At 61.0% G+C, this 12944-nt stretch carries 14 protein-coding genes and 1 pseudogene; 10 read left to right on the top strand and 5 right to left on the bottom strand.

Features of this window, described 5'->3' with window-relative positions:
- On the top strand, positions 1-218 hold a 218-nt coding region (locus tag AC5ZFO_RS34405), incomplete at its 5' end, for a hypothetical protein (protein ID WP_496123191.1).
- On the opposite strand, the gene AC5ZFO_RS34400 is transcribed toward AC5ZFO_RS34405, so the two are convergent.
- Positions 215-1162: an AraC family transcriptional regulator gene (locus AC5ZFO_RS34400; RefSeq protein ID WP_496123190.1), complete on the bottom strand. Its 948-nt coding sequence runs from the start codon at positions 1160-1162 to the stop codon at positions 215-217. The two genes, AC5ZFO_RS34405 and AC5ZFO_RS34400, sit on opposite strands and share 4 nt — an antisense overlap.
- Positions 1163-1410: 248 nt before the next feature.
- Between AC5ZFO_RS34400 and AC5ZFO_RS34395 the strand changes: the two genes are divergently transcribed.
- Positions 1411-1980 carry a LabA-like NYN domain-containing protein gene (locus tag AC5ZFO_RS34395; protein ID WP_496123189.1) on the top strand — a complete coding sequence of 190 codons (570 nt, stop codon included), beginning with the start codon at positions 1411-1413 and terminating at the stop codon, positions 1978-1980.
- 232 nt (positions 1981-2212) lie between these two features.
- On the opposite strand, the gene AC5ZFO_RS34390 is transcribed toward AC5ZFO_RS34395, so the two are convergent.
- Both AC5ZFO_RS34390 and nagA read right to left on the bottom strand, forming a co-directional pair.
- Positions 2213-3415, bottom strand: coding sequence for an aspartate kinase (locus AC5ZFO_RS34390; protein ID WP_496123188.1), 1203 nt, complete (start codon positions 3413-3415; stop codon positions 2213-2215).
- Positions 3416-4600, bottom strand: coding sequence for an N-acetylglucosamine-6-phosphate deacetylase (gene nagA, locus AC5ZFO_RS34385; protein ID WP_496123187.1), 1185 nt, complete (start codon positions 4598-4600; stop codon positions 3416-3418). It lies immediately after the preceding gene.
- Between the two features lie 113 nt (positions 4601-4713).
- Between nagA and AC5ZFO_RS34380 the strand changes: the two genes are divergently transcribed.
- The 7 genes and pseudogenes from AC5ZFO_RS34380 to AC5ZFO_RS34350 all read left to right on the top strand — a co-directional run bounded on the left by AC5ZFO_RS34380 (position 4714) and on the right by AC5ZFO_RS34350 (position 10361).
- Positions 4714-5682 carry a glucosamine kinase nucleotide-binding domain-containing protein gene (locus AC5ZFO_RS34380; RefSeq protein ID WP_496123185.1) on the top strand — a complete coding sequence of 323 codons (969 nt, stop codon included), beginning with the start codon at positions 4714-4716 and terminating at the stop codon, positions 5680-5682.
- A 19-nt stretch (positions 5683-5701) separates the two neighbouring features.
- On the top strand, positions 5702-6658 hold the full coding sequence (locus AC5ZFO_RS34375) for an N-acetylmuramic acid 6-phosphate etherase (protein ID WP_496123184.1): 957 nt from the start codon (positions 5702-5704) through the stop codon (positions 6656-6658).
- A gap of 124 nt (positions 6659-6782) precedes the next feature.
- On the top strand, positions 6783-7355 hold the full coding sequence (locus tag AC5ZFO_RS34370) for an SIS domain-containing protein (protein WP_496123183.1): 573 nt from the start codon (positions 6783-6785) through the stop codon (positions 7353-7355).
- Between the two features lie 71 nt (positions 7356-7426).
- Entirely contained in the window at positions 7427-7615 is a 189-nt protein-coding gene (locus tag AC5ZFO_RS34365; protein ID WP_496123182.1) for a hypothetical protein, read from the top strand.
- A gap of 190 nt (positions 7616-7805) precedes the next feature.
- A pseudogene (locus AC5ZFO_RS34360) lies at positions 7806-8286 on the top strand (transposase); the annotation flags it as partial.
- A 964-nt stretch (positions 8287-9250) separates the two neighbouring features.
- Positions 9251-9877 (top strand): hypothetical protein, encoded by a 627-nt coding sequence (locus AC5ZFO_RS34355; RefSeq protein WP_496123181.1) that lies wholly within the window; start codon positions 9251-9253, stop codon positions 9875-9877.
- 295 nt (positions 9878-10172) lie between these two features.
- Positions 10173-10361 (top strand): hypothetical protein, encoded by a 189-nt coding sequence (locus tag AC5ZFO_RS34350; protein WP_496123180.1) that lies wholly within the window; start codon positions 10173-10175, stop codon positions 10359-10361.
- A gap of 191 nt (positions 10362-10552) precedes the next feature.
- On the opposite strand, the gene AC5ZFO_RS34345 is transcribed toward AC5ZFO_RS34350, so the two are convergent.
- Positions 10553-11152, bottom strand: a complete 600-nt coding sequence (locus AC5ZFO_RS34345; RefSeq protein WP_496123179.1) for a DUF2147 domain-containing protein — start codon at positions 11150-11152, stop codon at positions 10553-10555.
- A gap of 107 nt (positions 11153-11259) precedes the next feature.
- A complete protein-coding gene (locus AC5ZFO_RS34340; RefSeq protein ID WP_282523690.1) occupies positions 11260-12288 on the bottom strand; it encodes an NAD(P)/FAD-dependent oxidoreductase in 1029 nt (342 codons plus the stop codon).
- Between the two features lie 182 nt (positions 12289-12470).
- On the opposite strand from AC5ZFO_RS34340, the gene AC5ZFO_RS34335 reads away from it, so the two are divergent.
- A complete protein-coding gene (locus AC5ZFO_RS34335) occupies positions 12471-12938 on the top strand; it encodes an acyl-CoA thioesterase (RefSeq protein WP_282523689.1) in 468 nt (155 codons plus the stop codon).
- Positions 12939-12944 lie beyond the last annotated feature (6 nt).

The following is a 12944-nucleotide window of genomic DNA, read 5'->3' as shown; positions in this document are numbered from 1 at the left end:
AAGCCGATCTCCAATCAGAGATCGATCATTCCTCGCTCAACGCCTTCAATGGAAGGTGGGGCCGAAACAGCGCTTACAAGCGTGCGACGTCCGCAATAACCTCAAAAACAGACATCAGCGCCGCCTATCGGAAAATCCGCAAGAGGCCCACAAGCAGAAATCATCCACCGATCAATAAACCAACGGAATCGAGCACAGGAGCCGCTAGAACCATTTAATCAGCTGTTGCCGAGCCTGCGGCGGAACGTAGTTCGGTAGGAGCAATTCCATACCACCGCTTAAACGCGTGCGTAAATGTACTCACTTCCTGATAACCCAGCAGCCAAGCAATTTGGGATATTGAGAGATCGCCATGTGTCAAATAAGACTTCGCAAGATCGGCCTTGCTTTGATCCAATATCCCGGAATAGGTGAGTCCTTCCGCTGCCAATAACCGTGCAAGGGTGCGACGGCTTACGCCCAGCTCCTTTGCAACGATTGCGGCCTTGGCTTTCCCGTGCGGCAGCAGGGGACCAATCGCATGCTCTACTCTTGAGCGAAGGCTGGTTCGTTCCGGCGCCCAAGTCGCTAGGGCTTCATCTGCGTACTGCACCAGCATCTCGTGCAAGTAGCGGTCGGCGCCGATAATCGGAAGCGTCTTCACCTGCGCAGGAAGAACAATTTCGTCAACATCCGCTCCGTATGTCACATCACACCCCAGAAACGTGCGACATTCCGGTGGCGTTGCCTCGCGCGAATGCCTGAAGCTAAACCGTTTCGGCGCAAGTCGCGTCCCGGTGATTTGTCGGCACAAACGCACTATCGAAAATAGCCAAAATTCAAATTGATGCCGGTCAGATAGGCGCTGCACGCCGACGCAGTCGATTGTAATGGCTGCGCGGTTGGCCTCAAAGTTTATCTTAATGCTGTCATTGACGATACTCGTGTAGCGCTCGCTATTGCTCATAGCATCCACGAAGCTGTCGGAGGACGACAGAATATAGTAGAGCAGCCCGATTTCGCGCATCTCATAAGCCTGAGATAGTCGAAATCCAAGAAGATCGTCTTGCAGCGCATCGGCTGCAATCTTCAAAAACTTCACCTGGGCCACAACTTCAAGCCGACGGGTCGGGTCTTCAACTTCGTCGACTGTCAGACCTGCCCTGTCCAGCAAGGGCGCCACCGGCACTCCGATGGCGTGCAGCTTTGCACATGCCATTCGCGCGGCAGCGCCGGCCGCACTTGGGACTGCATGTAGCGGTGACCTCGCGGGAAGGCCCATACCAATTACCGTCCTGTCGCAGCTTCGCGACGTAGGCACCAAACATCAAACAATTGGCTCGAAATGACAACTTGCGACACGGCATGTCTCCAAAATTTGCCATCGACGCATCCGAGTTGATCAGCTTAAGAAATTTGAAGAGGAAGTAAATGGCATTCCAGCCATCGTCCAAGATCGGCCTCTTTATTGATGGCGCCCATCTTCATGCAGTGTCCAAAGCGCTCGGCTTCGACATCGACTTCGCGCGCCTTCTCCGGGAATTCCAGTATCTCGGATCAACTTTGCGCGCGTTCTACTACACCACCATTTCCGAGGAGGCGAACCGTTCGATCGGTCCACTAGTCGGGTGGCTCAACTACAACGGCTACACGGTAGTCACCAAGCCAGCCAAAGAGTTCGCCTACGCAAATGGTCGCCGCAAAATCAAGGGCGATAGGAATGTCGAGCTCGCGGTGGATGCAATGGCGCTCGCAAAACAATTTGACGAGATGGTGTTGTTCTCTGGCGACGGCGACCTCCGGCCGCTAGTGGAAGCTGTTCAGCGTCTGGGCGTTCGTGTTTCCGTGGTGTCAACGATTACAACCCACCCGGCAATGATTGCCGACGAGCTCAGGCGTCAGGCTGACGAATTTATTGATCTTGCCGCGCTGCGGCACAAATTTGGTCGCAACACGGCCGAACGTTCGGCTGCGGTCGGACGGGAGGCCGATCCCACATAAAATCGTCACGTCCCTTGAGGGTCACACCCGGGGGCGCGCAGCGCGGGTCTCGCGGGTCGGCGTATCCTCTGGTAGCCGACATGCGGAGACGGCTGCCGCGTTCGCAAATCAGATGTTATGGAAGAAGTGGGCTTGTGGCCGACTTGAGCGGGACGGCGCACTGACTGACGACCAACCCAACTGGGTCCGCTTTGCGCCACATGCTGCCGCTGCACTGACCGCCCGCTTGAAGCTATGTTTGCTGGACAAGCGCATGCAACGCTTTAACAGCGGCCTCCCGACTTTCCACAGGAACAAACAGACTGACCGAATGTGGCGACAGCACGTACTTATCAGGGACAATCCCGTGTCGTTCGAGAACCTGCAATGCCCTGAATGGCAATTCGAACGTGACACCGCCGAAGCAGGTGAGACTCACCGAGCTTGACGCGTCGCAGTGCTGGCGCAGGTCCTTGCTTCGTTTTAGCGTGCGCAGCAGAGCATCGAGCCACTCCGAGTCGCATGCCATCGTCATGTTAGTTTTTCCCGACGCGAAGCTCGAAGCAAGGAGCTGCGGCCAGGATAGGCTGTTTTGCTTGAGATGTTGCGCGAATTTCTCGAAACCGTGATTGAGATCTTTGGAATCGATTTCCACATGCTCAATGCGGGCCATCGAGTTGACGGCCAGAACCTTTCCGTTTTCCATGCCAGCGACCTCTTTCATCACTTGGGTACTGTGTTGAATGCCACCCCACTGCTTGAGAACCAGAGGCACATCCTGACTTTGCGCCAGCTCTACGCTGCGAACATGCAGGATCTTTGCACCCCAGAAGCACATTTCAGACAACGATGCGAAGTCCACTCGCCGCAGGGGCTTTGCATCCGGCACGATGCGCGGATCGGCCGAACAAATGCCGTCGACCTCCTTGATGATTTCACAGCGCTCGGCTTTAAGCGCCGCAGCCATCGCGACGGCCGTGGTGTCGCTGCCGCCCCGGCCAAGCGTGGTGATTTCCCTTGTCGCCGGGCTCACACCCTGAAATCCAGCCAGCACCACAACGCGCCCACGATCAAGTTCCTCGAGCACCCGAGTGGGCCGTACATCCAGAATGCGTGCCGAGGAATGGGAGTCGTCGGTCATCACGCCGGCCTGACTGCCGGTGAAGCTGATCGCGGGCACGCCAAGATCGGAAAGCGCCATGCTCATCAGGGACATGCTGATGCGCTCGCCGGTCGTTAACAGCATGTCGAGTTCACGGCGATTGGGAGTCGGGCTTACCTCATAAGCCATCTGGATCAGCTGGTCGGTCGTCGTGCCCATGGCGGAGACGATCGCCACGACGTGATGACCACTGCCATGCAGGTCGGCGAGACTGCGCGCAACCGCGCGAATTTTCGCCGGTGTTTGAAGACAGACCCCGCCATATTTTTGCACGATGATGGGACGGTTGTGCATCTAACCTCGCTGACAGGCCTCGCTCGCCTCGCCCATCGACCCTGCTCCTCCTATCCATGTGTCGACGATTTCCAAATTCGGGAGGAAGGCGACAAGGTCCGCGCGGTATCCGGGCGCAATCCGCCCAAGCTCGGGCTCAAGGCCCAGAAATGTCGCGGGCGTCCGAGAGGCCATGGTGAGGGCATCAACAAGCGAGATTCCGGCCAGCGCAACAGCGTTACGCACCGCCTCGATCATGGTGAGGTGAGCGCCCGCGAGTGCGCCACCGGGGCCAGTCAGGCGATTTTCGTGCAACGTGATCTGCCGTCCCTGCAACATGAATTGCCGGTCGTTCGTGCCCACCAACGGCATGGCGTCAGTGACCAGCATCAATCGGTCGCGTCCCTTGCAGCGGAAGGCAATACGCAAACCGGTGGGGTCAACGTGGATACCGTCGCAGATGATCCCTGCAAACAGCCGGTCATCCCCCAGCGCGGCGCCCACCAAGCCCGGCTCCCGGGCGTTCAACTGCGACATGGCATTGAACAGATGGGTCACCCCCGAGACACCGCGATCGACCGCCTGCCCGATTTCGGATGCCGTGGCATCGCTGTGGCCGGCCGCGATACGCAATCCGGCGCTGATCAATTCATCGATCATGAACGCGGGCACGCATTCCGGGGCCAGGGTCACAACGGACCGGCCGCAGTCCCCAAAACTCTTGATGGCGGCGAGATCGCGCCGATCGGGCACGCGTATCTCGGCTTCCGGATGGATGCCCTTGCGAGACTTGTTGAGGGCCGGACCTTCCAGATGAAAGCCGTGCACGCCCGGAATTTTGAGGCACGCCTGAGCTGCTGCAGCCAATCGCTCGATGACGTCGCTGCGATCGGTAATGAGGGTTGGCAGGCAGCCCGTGGTCCCCGCCTCGCGGTGCGCAGCGACGATGCGTCGAACGCCAGCCTCGGTCGGCTCGTCGTTGAGAAGAACGCCCCCGCCTCCGTTCACCTGAATGTCGATGAATCCGGGTGCAAGGATCGCATCTGGGGGAAGCTGGATCGACGCGTGCGGCTCTGACTCTCCGAAGGCGACGCCTTCAATTCGGCCATGCGAAATCCTGACCAACCCCGGCCCACCCATGGTGGTACCGTCAAAGATTTGCGGCGCAGCGATCGTGAGAACATCCGAAGAGGAGCAGGCGCCCATCAGGTTTCATCCGAGAGTGGCAGTCACAGACCCGTGAGACGAGCGTCGTAATTTCAAATGGTCCCCATCTAGGCATTGGGGGACCCGGACCGAGGCCCTGGCGTTAACATCCGATGGGAACAAAAGGTACCACGTATCTTGGCATTGATGGTGGCGGAACTCGCTGCCGCGCCCGGATTGAAGACGAAAACGGCAGGCTGCTCGGCGCAGCAAGCTCGGGACCTGCGACTACCCGCATTGGCGTCGAAAAGGCCTGGCATTCCATCGTGGAGGCGACAGAAGCCGCGGCCGCGCAGGCGGGTTTGGCGCGCGAGGATTTTTCGCGGATGCATGCCGGAATTGGTCTCGCCGGGCTTGGTCGCCGGGGCGCGGAAGCGGCGCTTAGGAACATCGCCCTTCCTTTTGCATCCGCGATCTTCATCAGCGACGGCATGGCCGCCTGTCTCGGCGCCCACAGCGGCGCGGACGGGGCGATCGTGGTCGCCGGCACGGGCTCAGTTGGCGTCGGCCTGATCGACGGCCGCGAAATCCGTCTCGCCGGTTATGGCTTTCCCGTGTCGGACGAAGGCAGCGGCGCCGACATCGGCCTGCAGGTCGTTCGACTGGCGCTGCGGGCCGCGGATCGCCGCGGCGAGCTGACCCCGTTGCTTTCGGCGGTGATGGGCGCGTTCGATCACAATCCTTATCAGGCAGTGGCCTGGTCTGAAGAAGCCAAGGCCACAGACTACGCGGCGTTCGCGCCGATCGTGATGCGGCACGCCAATCAGGGCGATCCAGTCGGCCGTCGCATTGTCGAACGCGCGGCCGATGCCATTGGCGATCTGCTCGATCTGTTTCTGGCGAGAGGAATCGATCGGCTCGCGCTGGTGGGCGGGCTCGCTGATGCCATTACGCCCTGGCTGACGCCGGATCTACGCGCGCGCCTGAGGCCTCCTGACGCCGACGCGGTGGCCGGCGCGCTGTTGGTGGCGCGAAGGCGGCTTGATCTGCCCAAGCCAGATCTGCCGAAGCCGGATTTGCCCAAGCTTGATTTGCCCGAGAGAGAAACCGATCATGAACAGGCTTCGAAGTCCCGCGGATGAGGGCGCATGGATCAACTATATGGCTACCGAAGACGTCGATCCTCGCTTTGCCGACCTTGATGCATGGTCGCTGACCTCAGCGATGGAAGCCATGTGGGAGGGCCAGCTTGCGGCCGTCGCAGCGATCGGCCATGCCCTTCCTGCGATCACTGCGGCGACCGAAGCCGCCAAGGCGGCGCTGGGCGATCGCGGACGCGTTGTGTATGTCGGCGCCGGCACCTCGGGCCGCGTGGCGGTCCAGGACGGCGCCGAGCTGACGCCGACCTTCGCCTGGCCCAAAGAGCGCGTCCACTTTATTGTCGCCGGCGGAGACAGCGCGTTCGTCACCAGCGTCGAGGGCGCGGAGGACGATATCGACGATGCGGTCGCGCAGATTGATGCGGCGCGGCTCACGCCGCACGACGTGGTGATCGCCGTTGCCGCCAGCGGGACAACGCCATTCACGGTCGCGGCACTGCAGCAGGCAGGCTCTTTCGGTGCCGTGACGATCGGTGTCGCAAACAATCCCGGCACCGCACTCCTGGCATCGGCAAAGTTTCCGATCCTGATCGAGACCGGCCGCGAGCTGATCGCCGGATCGACGCGGATGAAGGCGGGTACCGCGCAGAAGGTCGTGCTCAACCTGATCTCCTCAGGGATCATGCTGCGCCTCGGCCGGGTGTATCGCGGCATGATGGTGAACATGCCGCCGACCAATGCCAAGCTGAAACGGCGTGCAGAGGCCATGGTGGCGCAAATCGCGCACTGTGATCCCTCGCACGCGGCACGCTCGCTCGAGCAGGCCGAGGGAGATATCAAGACGGCGGCCCTTCTGGCGTTGGGCGTCGACAGGATCGATGCTGAGACGGTTTTGAAAAACTGTGACGGCAACCTTCGGCGCGTGTTTGCCGAGCTCGCCCGGAATCGTGGATCGCATCGCGACCGGCACCCGAATGGAACGGCCACACTCAATCGAGGCGGAGCGGTCGAGCCGTGACGACATCCGCGATGGCGAGTGAAATCGTGGAGAGCGCGGATGTCGTCGCCAAGATTGTTCGCAGTCGCCCCGCCACGCGCGACATCGCACAGCGAATTGGGATTGGCTCAGCCCCCTGTGTATCGTGTGCGGCCGGGGAAGCTCCGGCCATGCTGGAGTTTTCTTAAGATACCTCGTCGAGACGCGGCTTCGCCTGCCCGTTTCTGCCAACGCTCCGTCGGTGATCACCGCGTTTCGCATGCCCTTGATGCTACGCCATGCGTTGTTCATCGTGATCTCGCAATCCGGGCGCAGCCCAGATCTCGTCGCGGCAACCCGGTCAGCCCGCGCCGCGGGCGCCCGCACTGTTGCCATCGTCAATGCGACGTCGTCGCCTGTGGCTGACGAAGCGGAGTTCGTCGTTCCGATCGAAGCCGAAGAAGAGCACTCCGTAGCGGCGACCAAGACAGTGATCGGCTCGATGGCCGCGAGTGCCGGACTTGTTGCCGAGCTGGCGGACGATCATGCGCTGCGGTCGGCCCTCGACAGGCTGTCTGAGCGCCTGCACCAGGCGCTGGCGCTCGACTGGTCCGATATTGCCGATAATCTCGCCAAGGCGTCAGCCGTGTTCGTGGCAGCTCGGGGCCTGGGCTTGGGCTCGGCGCGGGAGATCGCGCTCAAACTTCGGAGATCCTACGCCTGCCTTCCATTGGCCTGAGCGCCGCCGAGTTGCAGCATGGGCCGCGCGCCGCATTGTCATCGCACACGCCGGTTCTCATGATGCGCCTCATGGACGAAACGGCGGGCACGGTTGATGCGCTGGCAGAAGAGTTACGCGAGCAAGAGATCACGGTGCATTTGTGCGGCGGACCACATGGCTCGCTGCCCTGGCTGGCCGTAGATGACCCCGCCACCGACCCGATCACAATGCTCGTCCCGGCCTATCGGATGATCGAGCAGACGGCTCGCGCCCGCTGATTTGACCCGGATCGCCCTCCTCGTCTGAGCAAGATTACCGAGACCTTTTGACACCTAACCAGTCGCTTTTGTGACCCATCGGACTTGGCCGGGATGTTCGCTTTGCGCCGATTTTGTTGCAAAAGTCGGTTGAGACAAGCGAGCAGGCGTGATTCCGTTGTGTTGACGCGAATCGCGACGAGGTCGATCCATGATGGGCCGTCTGAAGAGTGACCAAGGTCAACTGTTCTACGAGCTTCATCTCAGCGACGCGGTCCCCGAAGATCATCTGGTGCGGAAGATCGACACTGCTCTCGATCTGTCTTGGCTTCGCAGCGAACTTGCTCCTCATTATTCGTCCACGGGTCGCCCGTCCGCTCGGAGCGGCTGATCTGTCGTGAAGTGCAGGTGAACCTCGCCTATCGCTGGTTCTGCAAACTCGGTATCGAGGATGCTGTGCCGGATCATTCGGCGTTCTCGCGTGCCCGCAATGAGCGTTTTCGCGCGGGGGATGTTTTTCGTCGCGTGTTTGAACGTGTCGTGAGGTGTGCATTGCAGCCGGTCTGGAAGGCTTTGCCGTTGATGCGAGCCTGATTGCGGCCCACGCCAACAGGCAGCGCTCGATTGCGGGTCAGGATTGGCGCAGGGATCGTGATCCGGCGAGGTCAAGCCGCGCGGTGAAGGAGTATGTGCTGCGCTATCAAGAACGGAGATCGCAAATGAGATGTTATGGAAGAACTCGGCCAATAGCCGATTTCGGATCAGATTTGCCGCCTGGATTCGATGGGTTGCTACGAGAGTTGATCTTGGATTTTCGTTTGCGCCGAATGCTTACATTCATCGTACCGCTGCCCGGCCGCGGGTGCCCTCCGCAAATTTCAATCCGTGTAACCCTAGCTGCCAGCGAGGGTTAGACGGATGGCGAACTCGGCTGCCCGTGCTCGTGCAGTCATCGAACGGCGCCCCGAAAATACGCGCGGGCGGGAAAAAAATCCCTGAATGAGAGTGAGGCCGGTACGTGCGCGGGCGGGCTTGCAGGATCTCAACACCCCCACCTCCTGCCAAGCCAAGTGGGCTTTTTGTTTTTATTTCTGAACTTTTTGCGTGTGAACCAGGAAGACCGGTCCCGCCTAGGAGCTCCTAAACTTTTGACCACCCCCTACCGCGCACCTCGACCTCACCTGCGAGCAACGCAGCGGGCAGCAAGCACCGCCTCGCCAAGCGTCTTATCGTCTAACCGCCCCTGACGCTCCAGCTTTGAGAGGTGAGACCGCTGGTGGTCGTTCATATCACCGAGAATAAGCCAGCCCTCAGAGCCAATCCGCTGAGCGATGCGATTCTGAACGACTTCCAACGGCTCCACTCGCGACTGGAAGGCGCTTAACCTCTTTCACGGAGAGCTTGTGCAACTGTCTACGGGCCATTCGCTACCCCACCTTTTACCCCCCCTTTTGGCTCCGGTTGGGGCCGGTTTCGGCGGGTCACGCGTGAACTAATGGGAACGTTCTAGTCGATCTAAGCCTTTGAATCAACTTTGCTATTTTGAATGTACTTGAAGTGCCTTGAACTACTCAGGTCCCCCACCATGACTGGCATTGGACCGTCAGCGCTATGAGTTCGAGAGAGTTGCTTCCTGGCCAGCAGGATTCGACCGACTTGCCCGCAAGCGAAGTGCAGTTTGCGCTCGTGATTTCGCGCATGCTCGAGACGGTGAAGGACGACGCCGAAGCCAGGCGGCAGATGGTCTACGACCTCGCCCGCTACAAGCTCCAGGAGCAGTTCACCTACGCCGACGCCCGAAATATCGACCAGATGAAGCGGGCGCTCGAGGTCGCGATCGAGGAGGTCGAAAAATTCTCGCGCGACGAGGCGCCGCTGGAGCGCTTGCCGTCCCAACAGCTCACGCCGTCAAAGGCGACTGAGACAGGCGGTCTTCTGATGTCTGGCGACGCGACCGTTTTGCGATCGAGGATAGAGATATCCCGCGGCAAGCTGCCTGCGATCTCGGGCCCGCTCCTACCGGTGATCAAGCGTGCGGCGGCCATCCTGCTTGCCGTTGGCGCGGTCATCCTGATCGTCTCGCAGCGAGACAACATCGCCGCGCTGCGCCGGCAGATTTCGTCCCAGGCCCAGGAGATCGCGCAGGTATCTGCCAAGCCGGAGACGACGATCACGGTCGCCAAACCGGAGATGGTCGCCCCCGCTCCGCCTCCGCCTACGCGCCTATTGCCAACCGACTACGGCATCTACGCATTGACGACGACAAATCGCTGGCGGAGTTGAATGCGACCGGCGTGATGGCGCCGGACATACGCATCGCGATTTCACCGGAGTTCAAGAAGCCCGATCGCCCGCATCTGCCGAACGGCCGCGTCAAATTCATCGTGTTTCGGTGGGACGCCGCGAGCGTGATCCCGGAGCGCGTCGAGGTTCGGGTCGTCGCGAAGATCGCCAGGGAGTTTTCGACCGATGCTGCAGGCAAAAATCTAGGCGGCGGAGAAAAAAATCTAGGCGGTGGAGAAGATATCGGGGTGATCCGAAACTTCTCCTATCCGTTCCGGGCCCGGGGAGGCCCGAGATGTACGAGCTTCACACCGGCGATTCAGGGCTCGAGCTTGCGCCGGGACATTACGTCCTGAGCCTGGGATCGCAGGCCTATTATTTCCAGGTCGACGGCGAGATCACTGATCCCCGGCAATGCCTCGAGCGGGTCGTCGCCGGCAACGGCACGTTCTACACGCCTTGCAAGAAGGCACGGACCTATTGACGGTCTCTCACTGTCATTACGATCGCACCGACACTCAGCTGTCATCGCCCGACTTGATCGGGCGATCCAGTATTCCAGAGGCAGCGCGAGAATACGAAGAAGCCGCGGCGTACTGGATTCCCCGCCTTCGCGGGGAATGACAGTGGCGCGTGAGGCAACAGCCGTGACGGCAACAACGGCCGACGGCGAACCTACTGCTTCGGCGCCGGCGCCATCATCGCGCCGCCCTTCTTCGCCGCGGGCGCGGGCGCAGGCTTCGTCGTCGCGGCGGTCGCCTGTGCCGGAAGATATTTGGCGACGATGGCAGGATCGACCTGGGCGATGTAGGCGTCGGGAAGACGCGTCCAGGTCTCGTCCTTGCCGAACAGGGAAATGCCGAGGAAGCCGCGCATGGTCAGCGTTTGCCCGTCCGGGCTCACCGACATCTTGGCCTTCCAGATGTTGCCGTCGCGCGGATTGACCACGTTGCCGCCGTCATACTTCAAGCCGTCGCGCTTCATGTCGCGGATGAAGGAGAGCCCGAGCACCGGCGCGTTCTTGCGATCATCCGTGCATTTCGCACAGACCTCGTTCGGATCGTCGCCGGGGCGCGGAAAGGTTTTCGCGATCACGCCTTCGAAGATGCCGTTGTGGTCGACGAAGAGGAACCATCCCACCGTCTTGCCCTCCTCGGTCTTCTGCCAAAGACCCGCGGCGGTCGCCTGCTGCGCCTGCGCGGCTACCGGCCCAACCGCGCCAAGCGTCAGCGCGAGGAGCGAGAGCAGCCGTAAGCTGGAAAAGAGAGTCCGCATTATGATCACCTTGCTAAGCCGCCACTGCAATGGCCGCAGACTACGGCGATTTCGCGAACGGTTCCAGCACCAGAAACATGGGGCATTGCCTGCCGAACCCGGTGCCGTCAGTTGACACCGAGCTTCTTTTGCAGACTGGAGGACGAGGTCGTGTACTGGAACACGAGCCGCTTCTCCGGATAGACGTAGCGATGGGCTTTTTGCGACATCAGCGCGCCCTCGTGGAAGCCGCACAGGATCAGCTTGATCTTGCCGGGATAGGTGTTGATGTCGCCGATGGCGAAGATGCCTGATACGTTGGTCTCGAACGCGGACGTCTCGACCGGCACCAGATTGTTCTCGAGCGCGATACCCCAGTTCGCGACCGGACCGAGCTTCATGGTCAGCCCGAAGAACGGCAGCATGGTATCGCAGGAAATTTCGCTCACGCTGTTGTCGTTGCCCTTGACGGTGGCGCCGGTCAGCTTGCCCTCGGTGCCGGACAGCGCGGTGACCTGCCCGAGCCGCAGATCCATCTTTCCGTCGGCCACCAGCGTGCGCATCTGCTCGACGCTATGGGGCGCGGCGCGAAAATCGTCGCGCCGGTGCAGCAGCGTGATGCGCTTGGCGAGCGGATGCAGATTGAGCGTCCAGTCGAGCGCGGAATCGCCGCCGCCGACGATCAGAACGCTCTTGTCGCGGAACGTCTCCATCTTGCGCACGGCGTAGTGCACCGAGGTGCCTTCATAGGCCTCGATGCCCGGCACCGGCGGGCGCTTGGGCTGGAACGAGCCGCCGCCGGCCGCGATCACCACCACCTTGCATTCGAACACCTTGCCCGCGTCGGTGGTGCAGCGAAACAAGGGATCGCCGATCTTCTCGACCGTCTCCACCATCTCGCCGAGATGGAAGGTCGGATGGAACGGCTTGATCTGCTCCATCAGCGCGTCGGTGAGGCCCTGCCCCGAAACGTGCGGAATGCCGGGAATGTCGTAGATCGGCTTTTCCGGATAGAGCTCGGCGCACTGGCCGCCGACCTTGTCGAGGATGTCGATGAAATGCGCCTTCATGTCGAGAAGGCCAAGCTCGAAGGCGGCGAACAGACCACAGGGGCCGGCGCCAATAATCAGCACATCGGTTTTGATCACGTCGCTCATGTCGTCTCTTTATCGATCGTTATCGGTTGGACGGCGCCCCGGGGGCAGAAGTGACCCTGCCTGTCTAGCCAACGGGGATGGATCAGGGAAGGCATAAAAGCGGGAGCACCCCGCAGTCGCGGCCACTTGCCGGGTCAGGATAACTGGGCTGTAACGGGATGCGATATGACGGAGATCAATCGGTGAACGCACCAAGCCGCCTCGATACGACGCCGCGCCTGGAGGACTATCCCTATCGTCTCGGCGACAATGTCCGCTTCGGCGATCTCGATCCGAACCAGCACGTCAACAACGCGGTCTACGCCACTTATTTCGAGACCGGCCGCGTCACGCTGATGAAGAGCCCGGAATACGGGCTGACGCCGCCGGGCCTCGCCTGGATCATGGTGCGGCTCGACATCCATTTCCGCGCCGAGCTGCACTGGCCGAACACAGTCGAGCTCGGCCTCGGCGTGGTCAAGCTGGGACGGACGTCGGTGACCTTCGAACAGGTGGTGTTTTCGGAAGGAAAGTGCATCGCTTCGGCGATGTCGGTCGGCGTCATGCTCGACGAGGCGACGCGGCGGCCCGCACCGCTCACCGCTGAGATCATCGAGAAGCTCAGGCCTTGGCACAAGCGCGGTACCGAGGTCGCGCCGCCGAGCATCTAGTATAGC

This window comes from Bradyrhizobium sp. Unk1 (assembly GCF_059512345.1).
Note: the sequence above shows the minus strand (reverse complement) of the source record. Positions and strands in the feature narration are given on the sequence as shown.

What these genes read in the sequence shown, in the direction of transcription:
- AC5ZFO_RS34395 (WP_496123189.1), top strand. Translation starts at nt 1,411, where the DNA reads ATGGCATTCCAGCCATCGTCCAAGATCGGCCTCTTTATTGATGGCGCC.
- AC5ZFO_RS34390 (WP_496123188.1), bottom strand. Translation starts at nt 3,415, where the DNA reads ATGCACAACCGTCCCATCATCGTGCAAAAATATGGCGGGGTCTGTCTT.
- nagA (WP_496123187.1), bottom strand. Translation starts at nt 4,600, where the DNA reads ATGGGCGCCTGCTCCTCTTCGGATGTTCTCACGATCGCTGCGCCGCAA.
- AC5ZFO_RS34380 (WP_496123185.1), top strand. Translation starts at nt 4,714, where the DNA reads ATGGGAACAAAAGGTACCACGTATCTTGGCATTGATGGTGGCGGAACT.
- AC5ZFO_RS34375 (WP_496123184.1), top strand. Translation starts at nt 5,702, where the DNA reads ATGGCTACCGAAGACGTCGATCCTCGCTTTGCCGACCTTGATGCATGG.
- AC5ZFO_RS34365 (WP_496123182.1), top strand. Translation starts at nt 7,427, where the DNA reads ATGGACGAAACGGCGGGCACGGTTGATGCGCTGGCAGAAGAGTTACGC.
- AC5ZFO_RS34350 (WP_496123180.1), top strand. Translation starts at nt 10,173, where the DNA reads ATGTACGAGCTTCACACCGGCGATTCAGGGCTCGAGCTTGCGCCGGGA.
- AC5ZFO_RS34345 (WP_496123179.1), bottom strand. Translation starts at nt 11,152, where the DNA reads ATGCGGACTCTCTTTTCCAGCTTACGGCTGCTCTCGCTCCTCGCGCTG.
- AC5ZFO_RS34340 (WP_282523690.1), bottom strand. Translation starts at nt 12,288, where the DNA reads ATGAGCGACGTGATCAAAACCGATGTGCTGATTATTGGCGCCGGCCCC.